This window comes from Wolbachia endosymbiont (group B) of Episyrphus balteatus, assembly GCF_947250575.1.
In the GTDB taxonomy this organism is placed as follows: domain Bacteria; phylum Pseudomonadota; class Alphaproteobacteria; order Rickettsiales; family Anaplasmataceae; genus Wolbachia.
In genome coordinates this window covers 499,691-519,828 of sequence record NZ_OX366325.1, presented here as the reverse complement: position 1 = coordinate 519,828, position 20,138 = coordinate 499,691, and the positions used below count along the sequence as shown (strand labels likewise).

Genomic DNA, 20,138 nt, shown 5'->3' with positions numbered 1-20,138 from the left:
TAACACTCCCGGAATTCAAGCATATTTCTCCCCTTAACATAACTCTACTCATAGCCAGATATATGAAATTTTCAGTGAGTAAATCTTATTCTTTCGATAGTCTTCTATTCCTAAAGCAAGAGTCCTTTCTACAACCCACCTTCTTGGCTGCACTTTAAACCCCTCATTGGTAGTAGCTAAGGCGGTGTGTCTTTGTTGACTTAGAACCTACATGAAGGCCTTTTGACAATCTCAATATCCATACCATATTCTTCCTTTATATGATTTTTTAAATTTTCTCCTTGGTATCCCATCACATAGTAAATACCGCCATTTACACCTATACACAATACATAGAAAATTGCTTCTAATATTTCTCTTTTGCTATACTTTGACGACCTTCCTCCTTTCCTGTATGATACTCTGGAGTAGCTTTCTATTCTTGTCCATTCCCTTTGACTTAGGTCTGCTGGATGCTTTTTTCTCATCTTTACCCAGCACTAAAACTTTAGATATTATAGCCTTTTACTAATCTCTGGACAAGCTCTAGCTTCGGTAAACTCAGTAGAAGGTTCTTTTGCAAAAAATGCAGCATGTACAGCATTTTTAATAAAAAAACACGCAGCAAGTGCAAATATTGCTGTCGGTACATAGCGCAAAGGAGAAGCTATACTAAAAAAAGTAGCAGAAGCGACGATTAAGCAACAACAAGTCAGTATCGTTTGATCACGTAGATAACGTCTATCAACTCCACCGTATTCAGCCATCAACCCTTTAACTTTATCATTGCTACCGTATGGCAGAGTAAGCGTTTTAATCAAATTCATTACACCATTATTAGTGAAATATGGAGCACACTCTATAACTCTGGAGCCATTAACCTCCTGATTAGGATCTGCACCATACTTTAGAAGCAACTCTAAATATTTTTCGCGTTTATCGTTGTCACAATTGATTGCTTGATATAATGGACCTCGACCATTTTTATCTACCATATTAGGGTCAGCACCATATTTCAAAAGTATTTCCATAGTATGATCATCATCACACAAAAGCGCTTCAAACAAAGGATTTTTACCATTTTTATCTACCATATTAGGGTCAGCACCATATTGTAACAATAACTCTACAATTCTGCTGTCATCGAGAACCATATAATAGTGTAACGAAGCTTCATTATGTAATAGCTTTATATTAGGATCAGCACCATTTTCTAAAAGAAGTTTCAAAATACTATAATCTCTTGAATTTTTGGCTTGCATTAAAGCAAGAGATAATGGAAAGTAAATACAAATAAGTTCTTCATTGATGTAATCACCAAATCTTCCATCTTTACTGCTTTTAAATTTGGAAAAAAGCTTTTCAAGAAACTTTATATCCTGATTATATAGAGACCTACTTAAGTAAAACCTCAAATCTCCAGGCGAATTAATTTCATTTAAATTTTCGTCAGTTAGATTTGTAACCTCTTCTATGCTTTCCTTAGTAAGAAATTCATATGCAGAACCTAGCTGCTTAAATTTTTCTTCATTTTGTTTCTTCACAACCTCATTTTTACCTGAATGTTTATCAGGATGATATTTCAAGGCTAATTTTCTATACGCTGATTTAATTTCTTGTTCACTGGGCGCATCGCTTGATTCAAAACCTAATATTTTTAAAGCTTCCTTTCTACCTACAATAAATTTCCCACTGAAATATGTTAAATTAAACGTAACCCAAAATTTCAAAAAGTAAAGCTTTTTATGTCAAATTACGTCTATTTCATAACTGTACAAATATTGTAGATCAGGAAACTTCAGTCCTTGATACTGGAATAACATCTCTATACTACTTAGAGTCAATCTCAATATTAAAAAATTTCTCAAATAGAAAAAAGGCAAAAGGAACCCTGTCAGATACTATCTAGTTTTTAAATTGGCGTTCTTTATTGTCTAATTTGACATCCACTCAATAGATACCATTTTTGCATTTAATTTACAGAATGTAGTCTAAGTACAAACTTGTGAAAGGCTTATGTGTAATGCTTCTCCACATAATCACTAATAATTTCCTTAAATTCTTCAAAAATATTATCACCTTGTAAAGTTTTGAAATATTTGCCGTCTTTGTAGACTGCTGAAACAGGTTTTTCTCCGTATCCAGGCAGGCTGATCCCCAGATTTGCATGTTTGCTCTCTCCAGGACCATTTACTATGCATCCCATAACAGCAACGTTCATATACTCTACACCAGGATTCTTTTTCTTCCATACCGGCATATGAGTTTTTATGTAGCCATTTACTTCCTTAGTTAATATACGAAAACGATCGCTACTTGTGCGTCCACAACCAGGACATGAACTCACCTGAGGGTTAAAGTAGCGCAAACCTATAGACTGCAGTATTTCCTGACATACTACCACCTCATTAGTGCGTGATTCACCAGGGCGCTGAGTTAAAGAAGCCCGGATAGTGTCTCCAATACCATTTTGCAATAAATAAGTAAGCCCTGCTGTGGTATTTACTACGCCTTTGTTACCCATACCAGCTTCGGTTAAACCCAAATGCAGCGCATAATTGGAAGATTGTGCAAGTGCCGTATAAACTAAAATTAAATCTTGCACTCTACTGACTTTACATGAAATGATTATTTTCTCTGCATTAAGGCCAATCTTTTCAGCTTTTTTTGCACTACCAAGAGCAGACATTACAAGCGTCTTACGTAATATAACATCAGAAGTTTTTGGATTACTAGACAAGGAGTTTTCATCCATTAATTTTTGTGAAAGGTACTTATCAAGACTACCCCAATTTACTCCAATTCTGACAGGAAGATCATGCGTTATTGCATACTCTATAATTTTTTCAAATTTTTCATCACGTTTATCACCAAAGCCTATATTACCTGGATTTATCCTAATTTTACCCAGAATTTTAATGTTGTCTGGATAATCCTGAATCAGCCTGTAGAGCTCATATTGTCCACAGCCTACTAATATCTTACCATCAAAGCCTTCTTTATTTATTTCCTCTACTATATAAGGTATTGCTTTTGCTACTTCCTCTGAGTTCAAAGCAATTCGCACCAATTCTGAACCTGCATGCGCTAGTTCTATTACTTCTTTTGCATATTTCTGAGCACTACTTTTTATGTTGTCAGAATCTATATGTGCACCAAGTGCCATGGATTGAACAACTATAGGATTATTTCCACCTATCTTCACTTGTCCAACTTTTACAGTATGAGTTTTATGCCTGGAAACCGGCGATGACTCATATGCATCATCACTCAATGTCAGGTCTCTATCTAGCATATTATTAATCGTGACACTATTTTACTGTGTCAACTACACTGCCAAATGAACTTGAACCATTTAAACTATGCTGTGGTGTTCTATTTAGATCAGTAATAGAATCATGAGAGCACGTTCTTCTTGATGGACTTTCTTTTATAGTAACATTTATAGGGGAAACTTTTTTTTCTCGTGTTGAAGTAACTTTTTTCCCTTTTTGTTGTTCACTTTTATGCTGCTTACTTTCATACTGAGAAACTGGCTCTTGATCTATAAATACAGCACCCTTTAAACGTGCAAGATTAATACCATGCTGATTGATCATAGCATCCTCCCCATCTTCAACTATGCAAGCTCCCACGTTGTTTGGCTCGTTATCAAGGCTAGCAATTTTTTTTTCTTTTAATTTTTTGATTAGATCTTCTTTATTTATGTTAGCATTAGATTGCACTTGTAACTTTTTTTTCTTGAGAATCTCCCTACGCTTTTCATATAATTTATATGAATCAGCAAATTCCTCATCTTCATGAAAGTTTGCACCACCAGGATTACCAGGAGGTATGTATCTCTTACTGAGCTTTACTTTAGACTTAGCTTCAACATTATGTACAGTTAAGAAACTAGAAACCAAAAGTATTAATGTAAATAAAACTTTAGAAAAGATCTTAAGCATGCTATAGTGAATATTGTACTTTAAAAGATACCAATTAACGAACTTTAAGTAAATCAGAATCTCTACTAACTTTATAATACAAACATCTTTCTAAAAAATTTACTACCAAAACCTGCAAAATCTAAAGAAAGTTTAAGGTGTTACAAATTTTACGTAACACCTTTTCAAGAAGAGCATTATCAACTCAAAAAGTCAATCAGTGGTGTTTCATGACTAACAACATTGCTTGCGTCAACTTTTCCATTTGGTGTACCTTGAGACAAGTCATTTTTCTTCTCTTTATCAAGTTTAACTCCCTGATAGATACAGAATGCAACAAAACTAGTTACAGCTATTGCAGCAACAGCACTGACTATGGCACAAGTTAGTATTGCTTGTTCTTGTCCCCCTACCATGTCTGCAAATGTTTCTACTTTTTCTTCTAAGCCTGTAAATTTTTCTTGCAAGCCGCTTAAGTGCTCTTGCATAGCTTGAAACTGCTCAGTACCAATCTTGTCTTCTAATGCACCAAAAACTCTTTCAAATTGCTCAGCATCTATCTTTTGAGCTTCTTGCCATTCTTTTAATGCACTAAATACCTCTTCAAACTGTTTAGCATCAATATTTTGAGCTTCTTGCCATTTTTTTAATTCACCAAAAACTTTTTCAAACTTCTCAGCATCTATCTTTTGACTTTCTTGCAATTCTGTTATACCTAACCAATTGCGGAAAATTCCTTTTACCATTTTAACCCCCTAGCTAATTAATATATTATAATTTTACATTCCCAATGTTTAAATTATTATTAAATTAACTATCACTATACATTGATCTTAAAATAACTTTCCTTGGTTTAAGTTAAGGGTTATTCTACCAATATCTCTCTCTTTCCTGAGTAACTCGGAGCGCTGACAATGCCTTCTTTCTCCATTCTTTCAACAATATTTGCAGCTCTGTTATAGCCTATTCTAAGCTGTCTTTGAATATAACTAGTTGAAACCTTTTGATCCCTCTGAATGATGGCTACTGCTTGCTTGTATAGATTGTTCTCTTCATCTTCTGTTTCACCTTCTGATTCCGCGAAAGAATTTTCATCTTCTTGAGTGATTTCCTCCATGTAGTTTGGCTCACCTTGCGTTTTTAGATGATCAACTATATTTTGCACCTCATCATCACTTACAAATGGACCGTGAACTCGAATAATCTTACCACCAGAGGCCATATAAAGCATATCACCCATACCGAGCAATTGTTCAGCCCCTTGTTCACCAAGTATTGTACGGCTATCTATCTTAGAAGTAACAGCAAAACTAATTCTCGTTGGAAAGTTTGCTTTTATCACACCTGTTATCACATCTACAGATGGGCGTTGTGTTGCCATTATGATGTGTATTCCTGCAGCACGAGCCATCTGAGCTAAACGTTGAATAGAGCATTCTATATCTTTGCCAGCAACAAGCATTAAATCTGCCATTTCATCTACAATCACCACAATATACGGAAATGTCTCCATTTTAATCGGTATTTTTTCAAACAAAGGTTTACCAGTTGTTGAGTTAAAGCCAATCTGTACAACACGTTCCAATTCTATTCCGCTATTCATCGCTTCTGTAATTTTTTGATTATAGTTTATTACATTCCGCACATTTAAATATGACATCATACGATAGCGATTTTCCATCTCTTTCACGATCCACTTAAGAGCAATAACAGCTTTTTTTGGCTCTGTTACCACTGGTGTTATTAGATGCGGTATTGCATCATATATTGAAAGCTCAAGCATTTTTGGATCGATCATTATCATCTTGCATTCATCAGGACTTAGTCGATAAACAAGCGACAGAATCATCGTGTTAATTGCAACCGACTTACCTGACCCTGTAGTTCCGGCAACAAGCAAGTGGGGCATTTTAGTCAGATCTGCAATAACTGGTTTTCCGCTTATTTCCTTGCCAAGCGCAATTGGAAGATTTAAGTTTGCATTTTGGTATTCTGGCGATTCAAGTAAATCACGCAGCATCACAATCTCTCGCTCCTTGTTTGGCAATTCTATTCCCATGGCATTTTGTCCACGAATTATTGAAATACGTGCAGAGAGTGCACTCATTGAACGTGCAATATCATCTGCAAGACCAATTACTCTTGCAGATTTTGTACCTGCTTGTGGTTCAAGTTTGTATAAAGTCACAACCGGTCCATAACATACACTTATAATTTTTCCTTGCACGCCAAAATCACTCAGCACCTGTTCGAGCAGAGATAAATTCTTATTGCTCTCTAATGCATTCAACTGTTTTCTCTGCATAGATTCTTCTACTTTAGAAAGTAAGTGAATGCTTGGAAACTCAAACTCGCTAGAAGGTGGTTTAAAAATCTCTTCGGTAGCTTTTTTCTGTCTTTCTTTTGATTGTTGTCTAGTGGTTCTATATTTTCCCTCTATTACTAATGGTGCTATTGAATAATCAGTAGTTTTACGTAACCTGAAAAACAGAAACTTTGCAAAAAAGGAAGCTATTTTTTTGCATAGGAAAAGTAAAGAATAAACTGTTCTCTTCCAACCAACCAACCCTACAACACCTATTGATGCTACTACTGTGAATATGTAAAATGGGCAGTGGTCAATTAGAGCATTACCAACTATTCCACCGTGCATGTATCTAGCAGTAATGCCAAGCGAAAGTTGCGACAATATAGCATATATTGCTACATTGATTAACGTTAGGTAGATAATTTTCAGCAATGATGCTCTGAAAATTAAAAAGTAAACTATGGTTGTAGCTATTGTAATACTAGCGAGTCCAAAAAATTGAACTAATATATCAGCTAAATATGAACCTACTATTCCACCTAAATTTGTTACTTTCTCATCTGTAGCTGTATTTAAGGATGGATCTTGATAATTATAGCTAAAAACCAATATATATATATACATTAAGAGTAACAGGTATATCGCTGATTTTAGCTGTTTTTTTAACATCTACTTAAAGTAATAAGTAATTGTATATTTTACAAAGTGAATTGCTATTATCAATATCATCACGGATAAATCTAATCCATTGAACGGTTGTATATACCTTCTGATAACCTTTAGTGGAGGATGGGTAAGTCGGTTTAAAGTTTGCATTATGTTTCTTACAACTTCATTATACATGTTCACTACATTCAATTTAATCAACAAATCGAGAACAACTGAGCATATTAGAATGAAGCTGTAAAGATCAAGTAGCAGGTTAAGTAAGTATATGATTGGATGCATATTACTAATTTATACTAAAGTCTATTATGTGTAGTGATATATATAAAATCAAGCCTCACAATAATTTTCATGCTGAAATAGGTATAAACAATAACTGATTAGTCTGTTTATCAACTGATATGTCGGTTCTGTCGCATCTATAAACCACAGGAAAGAAGATCATTAAAGGTGGGATTATAGGAGTTATTAACATAGCAAAATTCTCAAAAGTAGAAACATTATTTTAATAATTTGTCTTTTTTGAATCATACGAATATTTTCTATGCCTGTGATGGTAATCTTTGTGGAATGGAAGCTTTTAAACCCAAGCATTGGCTTTATTAGTTTTTTGATAAATCTATCAACAATATTATTTAGATATTTTATTTGAAGAACTGTAATCTTCAGAAATTTCTGCATTCAAATCATCAAGAGCAGCAGTATTACTGCCGCTTTTATCAATTACAATTTTCTCAGGAAGATAGTTACTCCTGAAGGCTTTACGAAAGAATGCAAGTGCTGCAGACTTGTCTCTACTAACACACAAGTCTACAGTATATAAATAAACCCATTTACCGTTTAATTTAATGTAAGTCTCTCCAACTACTACCAACCTGCTTCTTTCTTTTCCTTACTGCCTCATCTATCAGTGGTGATAACCCACCTTTGTAACGTAGCATTTTGCTCCCCTTATACTCATCATTTCTTCCAAATCTCGATAGCTCAAAGAGAATCGACATTTCATGTATACAGATAACATCCGCTGAAAAGCTAAATCCTTTGAAATATGGCAACAATTTTTGATTGATACGAAACATCTTTGCTTTTTTTTTAGACAATTATATCATTCTTCTTTCTACTTCCCTACAAATGCGACAGAACCCTTAATCCACTCTATTATGTTCTGAGACCATACATCTAAGACTTTTACTTGTTACAACTACTGTGCCTGCAATCTTATCGTGCCAAGTTTGGCAACGTTTGTCGAAGCTTGCCCATATGAAACCTAAGAATAGTGGTGAAGTTGACAATATAAAGGAAAAAAACCTCTTTATTGCTTGTTTTAGAGTCAATTTTTCAAAAGTTTGTGCATTTACAACTCTGAGTCCAAGTAATAACTTTCCAGGTGTAGCGCCAAATCTTATCCACATATATGCTACATAACTAAAAAGCATAATAAATTGAACTATCTGATTTAGAACTAGTAACTTGATTAGTTTACTCTGCATTGCTGTTTCCTCTGCAGATAATGGTGTTTGCATCTGATATTTCGCAGCAATTTGGCCTAATATTTTACTGCTCTCTGAGTTCATGAAGAGTTGGCTTAAGGCTTGGCCGCAAAGCTGCAAGAACAAAACGATGATAATTAAATCAAGCAGCACTGACAAATAGCGTCTAAGTCCTGTTACGTAACATATTCCATTTTCATCTTTCTTTACCCTTTGAATAGCATTTATCGAAGAAAGAATGGAAAATAAACGATTAAAAAACTTGTGTAACATAAAGCATTTTCCAATATTTGAGTGCCCCTGGCCGGACTTGAACCAGCATGCTTTTGCAAGCAACAGATTTTGAGTCTGCCGTGTCTACCATTCCACCACAGGGGCCTACTTTAATGCTATAAGCAACACAGGATTAGTCAAATTTTTTCTCTTTCAAGTAAGGACTGAATATTCTACAATAATCAATCATTACTCTGAAAAATTAAAATGAATGAATTAGCCAATCTTATTGATTCAAGAGAAGAAATATGTAAATTGCCACACAATTTAGAAGCAGAGCAAATGCTCATTGGTGCAATGGTTCGTGATAATAGAATTTGTGATGCAGTCGAAGATATAATTGCAGCAGATAATTTCTATGATCCACTACATCAAAGCATTTTTACCCAGATATCTAAAACCAGAAAACACGGTATAGTTGCTAATGAACTGAGCCTCAAGATGTTTTTCGAGAATGATAAAGCATTTGCCGAATGTGGTGGAGTTGAGTACCTAGCAAAACTTGCAGCAAAGGCAAGCATTGCGCTTGACATCTATAGCTTGACCAGAATAATCCGTGATACTTATTTAAGGAGATGCTTAATCAAGCTCGGACAGGAGATAGTTGACGATAGTTACAACTACGACATTGAAAATCCTGCACAGGTACAAATTGAGCAGGCAATGACAAAGTTGTTCAACTTAGCAGTAAAAAAGCAAGGTGATAAGACATATATAAAGCTTGCAAGTTCAATTAAAGATGTGGTTGAGAAGATCAGCAAGCTGAAGAATAACCCAGAGGCTCTAGGTATTACAACCGGACTTCAAGACCTAAACCAGCTTCTTGGTGGTTTGCAGAAATCTGATCTGTTAATTATAGCTGCAAGGCCCTCAATGGGAAAGACAGCATTGGCGCTGAACATCGCACTTAATGCTTGTAAGATTTTGCAAAAAAGAACAGATAAACAACATTATGTAGCATTCTTTTCACTTGAAATGTCAGCAGAGCAATTGACCGCAAGATTGATTACTATAGATTCAGGCATTGGTTATTATAAGGCACTGACTGGGAGAATTAGTGATTTTGAATTACACGAATTCATTAATGCTAGTACAGATCTATCCGAATTACCTTTCATCATAGATGACACTCCTGCGTTATCAATTAGTGCTCTTCGTACCAGAATACGTCTTCTCTATCAACTATATAATGTAGAGTTGGTCTTTATCGATTATCTGCAGTTAATTCGAGGAACAACAAAAAGGAGTAGTGAAAATAGAGTGCAAGAAATCTCAGAAGTGACGCAGGGTTTAAAAGCAATTGCAAAAGAACTAAATATTCCCATTGTTGCACTATCACAGCTCTCTCGTTCTGTTGAGCAAAGGGATGATAAAAAACCACAACTTTCTGATTTACGTGATTCAGGAAGCATAGAGCAGGATGCGGATATAGTAATTTTCCTTTATAGAGAAGAATATTATGAATTAAGAAAGCAACCAAATGAAGGAAGTAATAAACATCGAGAGTGGCAAGAGAAAATGGAGAAAATTAGAAATATTGCAGAACTGATCATTGCAAAACAAAGAAACGGGCCAATTGGTAGTGTGAAACTACATTTTGACTCCAATAGAGGTGCATTTAAAGATTATACAGAAAGATATAGTCTGTAGCGGTTTTGAGTAATTCTGGAAGTGTTTAACAAACCATACGTGCCAAATTAAGTAGCTATCGTGAAATATAGCAATATTTAAGATTGGCATTTTATTTGTTACATTTATTTTTTTAGGAAATTCTTATCTAGGATAAGATATTTTTTTAGAAAAATCTATAAATTACTAACTTTATTACTTAATATATAAAATAGTTTTTTCTTATTTCCTTTCTTCCTTACGCCACTTTTTCTTAACTTGATGCGTATGGTTTATTTAACACTTCCGATATAGAACTAAAAAATAGCAAATTCTCTATAACTTGAATATAATTTTAGCTTTACCTAAACAGAAAGATGAATTACTTAATGGATTTTGTTTTAATATCTCTTTCCTTGCCACTTTTTATTACTGAGAATTATTTGTTAATTACTGCGTTGATCCCACTTTTAAGTGCATTAGCTATTTCTTTTACTAGTAAATGGCCCAGAGTGAACAGTAGCGTTACTGTTGCTTCTTCTATGCTTCTGTTTGCGTATACATCTCTATGCACTTTATATTTGGTGTATGGTGATCATTCTCAATTTATTCTCATGGATTTTGGTAATAATTTGCATATTAGTTTAAAGCTAGAGTCTAGTGGAGCAATATTCAGTTTATTAATATCATTTTTGTGGGTACTAACCAGTATATATGCAATATGTTATATGAGAAATAACTATGCTGATAGCAATCACTCAAGTTTTCTATGCTTTTTTTCAACATCAATCAGTTGTGCAATGTTTATTGCTTTTTCTGGAGATTTGCTCACTACATTTGTCTTTTATGAGCTTCTAACTATTAGTACATACCCTCTGATTACTTACAACTCAACAAATGAATCAGTAATTGCAGGACGCTATTACTTTGGTTTACTATTTCTCTCTTCTTTAGTATTATTTTTTCCTGCAATAGGCCTATTATATAATGAATTCCATACTTTAGATTTTGTAAGTGGTGGAATATTCAAGTTTGATACTTCACTCATCACTTTTATTGCAGTGTGTTTTGCTATGCTGATTTATGGAATAGGAAAAGCTGCATTAATGCCAATGCATTTTTGGTTACCAAAAGCAATGGTTGCACCAACTCCTGTGAGTGCACTATTACATGCTGTTGCTGTTGTGAAATCCGGAGTTTTCATCATCATCAAAGTTATATTATACACTTTTGGCGTCGATAATATGCAACGTTTTGTGCAGCAAAATTGGTTTGCTGGAGGGTGGCTTCCGTACGCTGCTGGATTTACTATCATTACTGCATCGTTGATTGCATTAAAGCAAAAGGAATTAAAGAAATTGCTTGCTTACTCTACCATCTCCCAATTGTCGTATATTATATTGTTCGCTTCAATTTTTAGTGAATTCAGCATGAAGATTGCAATCTTTCAATTAGTTTGCCATGCATTTGCAAAAATTACTTTATTTTTTTTTGCAGGTATCATAATAACGAAAACGGGTGAAAAATATATAGATAGAATTCACGGTATAGGACGTAGTATGCCAATTAGCATGATAGCATTCACTATAGGTGCATTGTCCATGATAGGAGTACCTCCTGCTCCGACTTTTTGGAGCAAATTTCTCATCTTTCAAGCTGTTTTCAACTCTAGTAATGTAACACTTTCTGTGTTTGTAACTCTAGTGTTAATTGTTAGTACTATACTCAATGCTCTATACTTTTTACCAATAATTTACAACGCCTTTTTCTCAAAACCTTCTAGAAATTATTTTATTAAAAAGACACCAATGCTTCTAGTTTTACCCCCAGTTATTACTGCTATATGCACTTTAGTTATTTTTTTTAGCTACCAAATAATGTTATAAATATAATCATCTATATTTATAGCTATTAACAATAAATTTAAATGGCACTATTCCAGCTAGAGTTGCTTTTATATTTGACAAAGTGAAGCTGACCTCCACAGCATAATCTTTCATCTTCTTATTTTGCTCAGCTGTAAAAACTACAGTAGCGTTTCCAGCAAATGTAACTAAGTTCTTGGTCAACCGGTCAATAGATAATGTTGTTACGTTTATGTTGGTAATTTTTCTTGTGGATGAAACAGCTTCATTGTTCACTTTTTCCTGAAAGTTTTGGTAGATTTTGTATACAGAATTGTTTTTTATAAAATTTTCTTGATACTTTGGCTCAACAGTCCGAGAGGACTCATATGTTTCAATATATTTACTTATTAAATACCTTGCTATGGAAATGTACTCATCTTCTTTTTTACTAAAACTAAGTTTATGTATTGCAGAGAACTCATCTTCTGTGTGGTTCATATACTTCACAAAATTTAAATCTTTTTTAACAGGAAGTAATAGGTATATGTTTAGTAGTGATAAAAATAAACATACTAAGAGAAGTAACGCTATTAACGCCATCCAAGATCTTTCTACAACGCAGAACAGGTATCTGTGGCAATACCATTCAACTGCTTTCCTGAAGTAACTTTTGTTTTTTACTGATTCAAGTAATTTATCTTCCATAATACAAACCCAATTATATAATATACTGGATACTCTAAAAAACTTTAAAATATGTCTAAATTTTCCAAAATAGGATGAATTATTATATCACCTTGTTCTGCAATAAGGTGAAATTTATCAATTTTGCTCACATCTAAATTTATCATTTTTACACTAAAGCTTTCAGGATCATAAGTATTACTTTCTGCACTTTTGTGATAATTATAATAGTGTAATGTGTTTTGATCATCGAAATAACCAAACTCATCAGCAAGGGTTCCCACTTTTTTGCCTTTACCATCTCTGGCTAGCTCAAAAAGATCAATTACATGATTTTCAGATCCAGGCTCAATAAGACCTTCTACAGCAAAAAATTTAGGTGCATGACCAACATACTCCTTAAATTTTAGATTATTAGTCTTTTTTACACTACCAAAATCCACGAATTTATATTCATCTGAAAGATTAGAATATTGTGGATCATACTTTTTATATTCAAAAAACTCATTACCTAAAAAATTACAAAACGTTAGTTTATAGTCATCATGATTGAGTTTAATAACTTTAAGATAATGAAAATCTCTAGGAATCTTTACTTCTTCTTTCGTAATATGATTAAGTATGACTAACTCGCCACTGAGCATGCGATAGCCAATTTTTGGCAAAGTAGCTATATTGATTGCCTTGTTTAGCTTAAAATTTGCCTCATAGATGCCACTTGATAGCTCCTTCCCTTTTTCTAAAGTGACGTCTTGATCTAAAGATGTATTCTTGATTAAACTCAATTCTTTCTGCATGTTCAGTATAGTGTTTGTTAAAACTTCTATTGATTGCCATACAGTTAATTTATTATCATTCAAGTTATATACTTTCAGTATTAAATTAGCAGAATTTTATCATAAATTTATGTTAAAAGTATTACATTTTTGTGTCATGATGTTAACTACATTAGCTAAAACATGCTTTTTATCTAAGCGAAATTGCTTTGCAGCAACGAAAAGTTCATCTATTTCTTTCCATTGACTTAGTAGAATTTCAACATTATTTACTTCTTTCTTTATACTTTCTAAAATGGAGGTTTGAATTATATGTGATGCTAGTTCTAGCTCAATCTCACTATTAATTATTTTATTAACTATATCAGAATTATTTAGATTACGGAAAAATGTATAAAAATGCTTATGTGACTCATAAGCACCACTGTTTATTGCATTTATTATTACTCCCGGAGTTCCAGGAAACAAAGTAATGATCTCACTAAATATTTTATCGTCGAATTTACACTGAGATGAAACAACCTGCTTTGTTTCATCGTAAGTTAATGGAAGTAAATTCAGCTGAAAACACCTACACCGGATGGTGGTTTGTACATCATATGGCTTATGGCTAATTACAAATATTTTAGAATTTTGTGGCGGCTCCTCTAATATTTTTAATATTGCATTTTTAGCATTATTAGTCATTGACTCTAAGCTATCTATTATAGCTATTTTATATTCTGATTGAATGGGGCTTAAGTGCAAAAAGTTTTTCATTTCTCTCACCTTTTCCACTCCTATTGTATCACCTTCAACAATGTGTAAGTCTAATGCTACTTCATCGTAATTTTTGATAAGAAACCAATTAGAAAAGGATTTTGCGAATGTTGCTTTTCCTATACCTTTTTTACCACAGATCAGCCAAGATTGAACAGACAAGTTGTTCATTATCTTTTTTTTTGCTTGGTTGTGGCCTATCACCTTTTTCATTCTTTCTCCTATAGATCTTAGTTTGAAAATTCGTTATTTATTGTTTGTAATGAAATTTTACCTTTTCTTAAAACCTTAATCTTGTCTCCAGTTAAGTCAATAATAGTAGATTCTATACCAGAAACTAATTCATCATCTTCAATTACTGCAGATAAGTGTTGCTTAATAGACTGAGGTATATCTCTTGCTTTGCATATACTTTTTTCTCCTGAAATGTTAATACTAGTTGCAACTACTGGAGTTTTCAGTTCATTTAATATTGAAATCGCAATAGGATGATCAGGAATTCTTATGCCTATACTATCTTTAAAGAACTCATTTGGTAATATACTGTTATCTTGAAGTGGTAAAATATAGGTCATTGGTCCAGGAGAAAAATAGTTTATTAAATCGATATACTCTTCCTTTACCTTTGCTATATTTATCAAACTATCAATATTACTAACAAATACAGAGAGCGGCTTGTTTTGAGAACGCTTTTTTATTCGATATATTTTTTCTATAGATTCGTTACCTAGCGCATTACAAGAAAGAGCATATACTGTCTCTGTTGGAAAGCATGCTAACAAATTATTTTTTATTGCATTTATTACTTCAAATACCATATAGCTAAAACTTATGTCTACAATAGCTCTGGGTTTACAGTTATCTCGCTATATGGTAGCAATTAAGATACCGAAATGGCTAGCACGCATCTGTTGTATACTTACAGTAAATTTTATTAGCAACTGCTCGTTTTTACAACAGATTTACTACAATCCGAACTCCGCATTGATTTTATCGACTATATCCTGTGGCGGATCATCTCCCCATCCTGAATGTAAAATCTCTCCATAATCTGCAACATCTATAGAGCCAGTTCTACTTTTTGCCAGAAACATTTCTCTTTTATCTTTATCAACTAATACATAGTGCCAAGCTGATCTTCCTCGATCTTTACCACGAACTAGATATATGAGATCTGATCTACTTCTTCTTGTTGCATCAGCAAAGGATCTTTCGTTGATAGTTCTGCTTTTACTCTTTATGCCGCCACTTTCAGAAAAAGCTTCCTTGGCTTCAGCTTTTTTGTTTGCCAATTCAGAAATTTTTCCTTTTGCTCCTAGTGCATGTTCTTTGGTATTTTGAGATGAATACTTACTGGAAAAACCTCCTCTTGTCTCATTAGAGGTCCTATTTGTAAAACGCTTAGTAAACGAGTTATCGTTATCATTTTCTGCCATAAAAGTCTCCAAATTTTAGATTGTAGAATCCAAATTTTTACTACACCCTATCATAGGTTAGTTAAATTAATATAAATGAAGGATAATATAGTAATTATTACAGGAATTACAGCCTCAGGTAAATCAGAATTATGCGATAACTTGATAAAAAAGTATAAAAACATTAGCATAATAAACTGTGACTCAAAGCAGGTATACAAAGAGATTCCCGTAATTACTGCTCAACCACCAAAGCAGAAAGAATTTTATAGGCTATACGGTTATGTTTCAGCAAGAGAAAATTATTCCGTAGGTTTATGGCTAGAGGATTTAAAGAGGGAAGTTAACAACGCGCTGAAAAATTCACGAATACCCATCATCACTGGAGGAAGTGGGCTTTACATTAGCAGCTTAATCAAGGGATTATCATCGATTCCACAAATAAGCCAGGAAGTGAGAGAAAACGTAAATGAACTTAGGAAAAATTTAAGTAAAGAGGAATTCTACAAATTAGTGCTAAGCAAAGATCCAAGGATTCAAGGTAAAATATTTATTAATGACTCACATCGCCTCTCAAGAGCACTTGAAGTTATCACTGAAACTGGCAAGACAATCTTTGTATGGCAAGAAAATAGACAGCCTCCTTTGTTCAATAATTTTAAGGTATATACAATTCTACCTAAACGTGAGGATATATACCGAAAAATAAATTCTCGTTTTATTGAAATGGTTGAAAATGGAGCAATTGATGAAGTAAAAAACCTACTTAGCATGAACCCATCTCCACATTTGCCAGCTATGAAAGCACATGGAGTACCAGAAATTATAAGATACTTAAAAGGGGAGATTACTTTAGACGAAGCAATACAGATTGCTCAAACAAACACAAGGCATTATGCAAAACGCCAGTACACTTGGTTTAAAAATCAATTTCCGAATTCTCAAGTGATTGACTGTGCAAATAAATTGACAGAATTTTAGATATTTTGATTATTATGTATTATATTGCTATGCCTATGCAAACTTTTCTTGATAGTATTAAACTTTTTTCTTAAAGAACTTTCATCATTGCCTAAATTGTGATTATTAAATTCTTTGTAAAAATATTCTTACTTATGAAGCGCTACTATACCTGTAAGAGCCTTTATCACTAAATGAACTATATCACGCAATATTTCATCCTCAATTTTTCTATATTCTCTCACTAATCTTGTAACCACAATCTCCACTTTCATATCCTTGTATAGCTCTTCTCATAATAGTAGGAACAAGATAAGATAGTGATTTAGTATAACAAGAAGGTAAAAATGCCAGCAGCGTACAGTTATGACTTAAGGAAAAAAGCCATTCAGGCGTTGGATGAAGGAGAGAGCAAAACAGCAGTAGCAAATTTTTGGCCCTCTCTAATAACTTCAACATCACTAAATTCAAGGGATTGGTCTTCTATTATTTGGAATCTTTCATGTCCTTTTCCTGCAACTAGCAGAATCATATTTTCATCATGTGCTATATTTATACCTTTCTCTATAGCTTTTTTTCTATCTCCTATCTCCAGTGCATCAGGGCAATGTAACAAAATATCGTGACGAATTTTCCCAGGATCTTCATCACGCGGATTGTCATCTGTGACTATAACTTTACCTGCAAGCATTTGTGCTATTTTACCCATCTCTGCACGTTTTGTTTGATCACGATTCCCGCCACAACCGAACACTAGAACTATCTTTTTATTGAAGTGCCATTTTAAAGACAACAGAGCTTGTTTGAGTGCACTTGGAGTATGAGCGTAATCGACAAATGCAAAAGTGTTCACTTTTTCCATTCTTCCAGGTGGAGAAGCGAGTTTATCTATACACATTCTTTGATAGTCCATACCAGATGAAATAACTACACCGATTGCACACAACAAATTATATGCTTGAAATTGCCCAAAAATCGGAAAAAATGCGTTATAAATTTCATCACCGATTTGAATTGTTAGGTATTGACCATTGGCAGTGGGTATCTGCTTTAATAAAGTAATGTCAGAGTTTTTTTTTCCATAGGTTATAACTTTGTTGCCACGCTTTTCAGCTATGTTGAGCAACTCTCCATATTCGCCTATATCTGCATTTAAAATCGCTGTTTTTTCTTTTGGCAATACCTCATCAAACAACCTTTTCTTGGCCTCAAAATACTCATCGATACTTTTGTGATAGTCCAAATGATCTTGAGAGAAATTAGTAAAAGCTGCAGCATTGAGCCTAAGTCCATGGATTCTGTATTGATCGATTCCATGGCTTGAAGCTTCTAATGCTAAGTGTTCTACGTTCTTATTATTTATGTCACGCAATGTGGAATAAAGATCATCTGCACTTGGCGTTGTAAGGCTATTATCTTTTCTATTATTATTGACACATGTTCCCAGTGTTCCTATAGACGCTGCATTATCTTGCCAAATCTGGCGACAAAACTCCACTACTGAAGTTTTACCATTCGTACCAGTTACAGCAGCAATATATTTAGGTTGTTTGAATTGATAAAACCTGCTGACTATTTCACTGTATATTCCTTGAGGGTCCGAGTGGTAAAGCACTGCAAAACTTGGAGTACTTGTCATTCGAGTAGCGGACACTGGAATCCAGTTTTCATTATACAATTGTCTAGTATGCTTATTTACAATTAAATTTTCTGGATCCCAGTGTCTGAGCACTGGGATGACATCTTTCTTGGCCCCTTGTATTACAACGTCTACACAGTTGTGTACACATCCATTAGGAAGACATGTTACGTGTTCTTTACTCCTTTCTGACACACAAACAAAAAGGTAACCTTCTTTAACTCTCTTAGGATTACATGTGACGCCTTTGATTTCAATATCAAAGTCAGCATTTACAATGTTATGCAGTAGCTCTTTCAGTCTCACAATCATCTTTAACACTTGAACATGGCAGTCTTATTAATGCAGTATTCAAGTCAAAAATCAAATCTTCAGGATCTTCTAGTCCGCAAAATATTCGCACAAAACTTCCACCATAATCTGAATTCATTACAGATCTTGACATAGATCTATGGTCTACTGGTAATATCAAACTGTCACATCCTCCCCAAGAAGCACCAATGCCGAAAACTTTCATGTGATCAACCATGCAGCCTAGTTCTTCACATGAATATTCTCTATCGAGTACTATACTAAATACGCTACTTGCCCCTTTGAAATAACTTTTCCATAAATCATGCTGAGAATAGGAAAAAAGTGCGGGGTATAAGACTTTTTTGATTTTTGGATGTTTTTCCAGCCACTTTGCTACTTGCATTGCTGTACTTTGATGCTTCCTCATGCGTGTTTGCAGTGTTCTAAGTCCCCTGTGTGCAAGGTAACAGTCATGCGATTGAATGGTGACTCCATAATTTTTATAGCTCTCATAAAGCAATTTAAAAATTTTACTTTCAGCAACCATAGCTCCCATCACTAGATCTGAGTGACCGGCTAGATACTTTGTCACCGCGTATAGTGCAACATCAATTCCATAATCAAGCGGCTTAAACAACAAAGGAGTGGCCCATGAATTGTCACAAACGGTTACGATTCCAAGTGCTTTAGCAACTTTTACTATATGCTCTATATTTGAAATCTCAAACGTTATAGAACCAGGAGTCTCAATCATGATGAGTGAAGTATTACTCTGAACTAAATCAGTTATATCCTGTGTCGGATTATAAAAAGTTACTTCTACTCCTCTTTTTGGTAGTTCATTTTCGGCAAATCTCTTTAGCCTATAATAACTATTATCTTGTATCAGGACATGTGAACCTGCTTTAGTGAAAGTCAAAATAGCAAAAGTAAGTGCAAATAATCCAGAAGGGTAGATGAGTGCTTGTCCCCTACCCTCAATTTCAGCCAGTGCATTTGAAAAATAATGAACAGTAGGCGTACCAACATTACTGTAACTGTAATCCCTTGCAACACCATCATTGATTACATCGTATATACTTTCTCCATTTGCTGCATTTAAGTAGTCCTTGTAAGTAGGAAATAATATAGTAGAAGAATGATAAACTGGTGGGTTCATCGACCCTTTATAATCATTAAATTTTCTTCCTGCTTTAACTAATAAAGACTCTTCGTTCACATTTTTATTATTTATTTTTTAGATTGTATTCGCTTTGCGTATACAAGTGAAGAGAAATCGCATGTAATCGCTCTATTTCACTCTTTAATAATTCATAGATCAATTTATGCCTCTTTAAAGAGCTCATTCCAGAAAAGTCGTTAGATATTAATACTAATTTGATATGTGAAGGTAGTGTCGAAGAAGAAGCAAAATAATGATCTACATGCTTTGCTGATTCATCGATAATATTAATATCAATTACACCTATTGAATCGCGTAATTTTTCTTCTATTGTCTTAATAATATCCACAAT

19 protein-coding genes, 1 tRNA gene and 2 pseudogenes are annotated in these 20,138 nt (G+C 33.9%); 3 read left to right on the top strand and 19 right to left on the bottom strand.

What is annotated here, in order from left to right:
* Positions 1 to 25: 25 nt before the first annotated feature.
* The 10 genes and pseudogenes from OOL05_RS02540 to OOL05_RS02495 all read right to left on the bottom strand — a co-directional run.
* Positions 26 to 467, bottom strand: a pseudogene (locus OOL05_RS02540) (transposase); the annotation flags it as partial.
* Between the two features lie 27 nt (positions 468 to 494).
* Complete coding sequence (locus tag OOL05_RS02535) at positions 495 to 1,661, bottom strand: ankyrin repeat domain-containing protein (RefSeq protein ID WP_406721752.1); 1,167 nt, start codon at positions 1,659 to 1,661, stop codon at positions 495 to 497.
* A gap of 332 nt (positions 1,662 to 1,993) precedes the next feature.
* Positions 1,994 to 3,274 (bottom strand): flavodoxin-dependent (E)-4-hydroxy-3-methylbut-2-enyl-diphosphate synthase, encoded by a 1,281-nt coding sequence (gene ispG, locus OOL05_RS02530; RefSeq protein ID WP_264375566.1) that lies wholly within the window; start codon positions 3,272 to 3,274, stop codon positions 1,994 to 1,996.
* 16 nt (positions 3,275 to 3,290) lie between these two features.
* Entirely contained in the window at positions 3,291 to 3,926 is a 636-nt protein-coding gene (locus OOL05_RS02525) for a TRP75-related protein (RefSeq protein WP_264337096.1), read from the bottom strand.
* Between the two features lie 179 nt (positions 3,927 to 4,105).
* Positions 4,106 to 4,651, bottom strand: coding sequence for a hypothetical protein (locus tag OOL05_RS02520; RefSeq protein ID WP_264375565.1), 546 nt, complete (start codon positions 4,649 to 4,651; stop codon positions 4,106 to 4,108).
* 119 nt (positions 4,652 to 4,770) lie between these two features.
* Positions 4,771 to 6,882 (bottom strand): DNA translocase FtsK, encoded by a 2,112-nt coding sequence (locus tag OOL05_RS02515; protein ID WP_264730686.1) that lies wholly within the window; start codon positions 6,880 to 6,882, stop codon positions 4,771 to 4,773.
* Positions 6,883 to 7,161, bottom strand: coding sequence for a YggT family protein (locus OOL05_RS02510; RefSeq protein ID WP_264375563.1), 279 nt, complete (start codon positions 7,159 to 7,161; stop codon positions 6,883 to 6,885).
* 178 nt (positions 7,162 to 7,339) lie between these two features.
* Positions 7,340 to 7,958, bottom strand: a pseudogene (locus OOL05_RS02505) (IS6 family transposase); the annotation flags it as partial.
* A 66-nt stretch (positions 7,959 to 8,024) separates the two neighbouring features.
* The gene (locus tag OOL05_RS02500; RefSeq protein ID WP_264374840.1) at positions 8,025 to 8,642 is read right to left on the bottom strand and encodes an RDD family protein; all 618 of its coding nucleotides are present in this window, start codon (positions 8,640 to 8,642) and stop codon (positions 8,025 to 8,027) included.
* Between the two features lie 22 nt (positions 8,643 to 8,664).
* Positions 8,665 to 8,747: transfer RNA gene (locus OOL05_RS02495), tRNA-Leu, on the bottom strand.
* A 102-nt stretch (positions 8,748 to 8,849) separates the two neighbouring features.
* Between OOL05_RS02495 and OOL05_RS02490 the strand changes: the two genes are divergently transcribed.
* Together OOL05_RS02490 and OOL05_RS02485 are read left to right on the top strand one after the other, a co-directional pair.
* Complete coding sequence (locus tag OOL05_RS02490) at positions 8,850 to 10,292, top strand: replicative DNA helicase (RefSeq protein WP_264730684.1); 1,443 nt, start codon at positions 8,850 to 8,852, stop codon at positions 10,290 to 10,292.
* 347 nt (positions 10,293 to 10,639) lie between these two features.
* A complete protein-coding gene (locus tag OOL05_RS02485) occupies positions 10,640 to 12,136 on the top strand; it encodes a proton-conducting transporter transmembrane domain-containing protein (RefSeq protein WP_264375561.1) in 1,497 nt (498 codons plus the stop codon).
* Between the two features lie 6 nt (positions 12,137 to 12,142).
* Here OOL05_RS02485 and OOL05_RS02480 read toward each other — a convergent pair whose 3' ends face one another.
* The 5 genes from OOL05_RS02480 to OOL05_RS02460 form a co-directional block, all read right to left on the bottom strand.
* Complete coding sequence (locus tag OOL05_RS02480) at positions 12,143 to 12,802, bottom strand: VirB8/TrbF family protein (RefSeq protein ID WP_139686506.1); 660 nt, start codon at positions 12,800 to 12,802, stop codon at positions 12,143 to 12,145.
* A 44-nt stretch (positions 12,803 to 12,846) separates the two neighbouring features.
* Entirely contained in the window at positions 12,847 to 13,641 is a 795-nt protein-coding gene (locus OOL05_RS02475) for a hypothetical protein (RefSeq protein ID WP_264375560.1), read from the bottom strand.
* Between the two features lie 36 nt (positions 13,642 to 13,677).
* Positions 13,678 to 14,529, bottom strand: a complete 852-nt coding sequence (locus OOL05_RS02470) for a DNA polymerase III subunit delta' (protein WP_211908312.1) — start codon at positions 14,527 to 14,529, stop codon at positions 13,678 to 13,680.
* A gap of 17 nt (positions 14,530 to 14,546) precedes the next feature.
* Positions 14,547 to 15,134 carry an L-threonylcarbamoyladenylate synthase gene (locus OOL05_RS02465; RefSeq protein ID WP_006013379.1) on the bottom strand — a complete coding sequence of 196 codons (588 nt, stop codon included), beginning with the start codon at positions 15,132 to 15,134 and terminating at the stop codon, positions 14,547 to 14,549.
* Positions 15,135 to 15,281: 147 nt separating this feature from the next.
* Positions 15,282 to 15,752: a hypothetical protein gene (locus OOL05_RS02460; protein ID WP_264730682.1), complete on the bottom strand. Its 471-nt coding sequence runs from the start codon at positions 15,750 to 15,752 to the stop codon at positions 15,282 to 15,284.
* Between the two features lie 75 nt (positions 15,753 to 15,827).
* On the opposite strand from OOL05_RS02460, the gene miaA reads away from it, so the two are divergent.
* Positions 15,828 to 16,712 (top strand): tRNA (adenosine(37)-N6)-dimethylallyltransferase MiaA, encoded by an 885-nt coding sequence (gene miaA / locus OOL05_RS02455; protein ID WP_010407423.1) that lies wholly within the window; start codon positions 15,828 to 15,830, stop codon positions 16,710 to 16,712.
* A 128-nt stretch (positions 16,713 to 16,840) separates the two neighbouring features.
* Here the strand turns inward: miaA and OOL05_RS02450 are convergent, their stop codons facing one another.
* The 4 genes from OOL05_RS02450 to OOL05_RS02435 form a co-directional block, all read right to left on the bottom strand.
* A complete protein-coding gene (locus tag OOL05_RS02450) occupies positions 16,841 to 16,966 on the bottom strand; it encodes a hypothetical protein (RefSeq protein WP_006013387.1) in 126 nt (41 codons plus the stop codon).
* 113 nt (positions 16,967 to 17,079) lie between these two features.
* A complete protein-coding gene (locus OOL05_RS02445; protein ID WP_264730680.1) occupies positions 17,080 to 18,642 on the bottom strand; it encodes a Mur ligase family protein in 1,563 nt (520 codons plus the stop codon).
* The gene (gene metC / locus OOL05_RS02440) at positions 18,611 to 19,843 is read right to left on the bottom strand and encodes a cystathionine beta-lyase (RefSeq protein ID WP_264730678.1); all 1,233 of its coding nucleotides are present in this window, start codon (positions 19,841 to 19,843) and stop codon (positions 18,611 to 18,613) included. Before metC ends, OOL05_RS02445 begins: the two co-directional genes overlap by 32 nt.
* 7 nt (positions 19,844 to 19,850) lie before the next feature.
* Positions 19,851 to 20,135: a BolA family protein gene (locus tag OOL05_RS02435; RefSeq protein ID WP_064085813.1), complete on the bottom strand. Its 285-nt coding sequence runs from the start codon at positions 20,133 to 20,135 to the stop codon at positions 19,851 to 19,853.
* Positions 20,136 to 20,138: the final 3 nt, after the last annotated feature.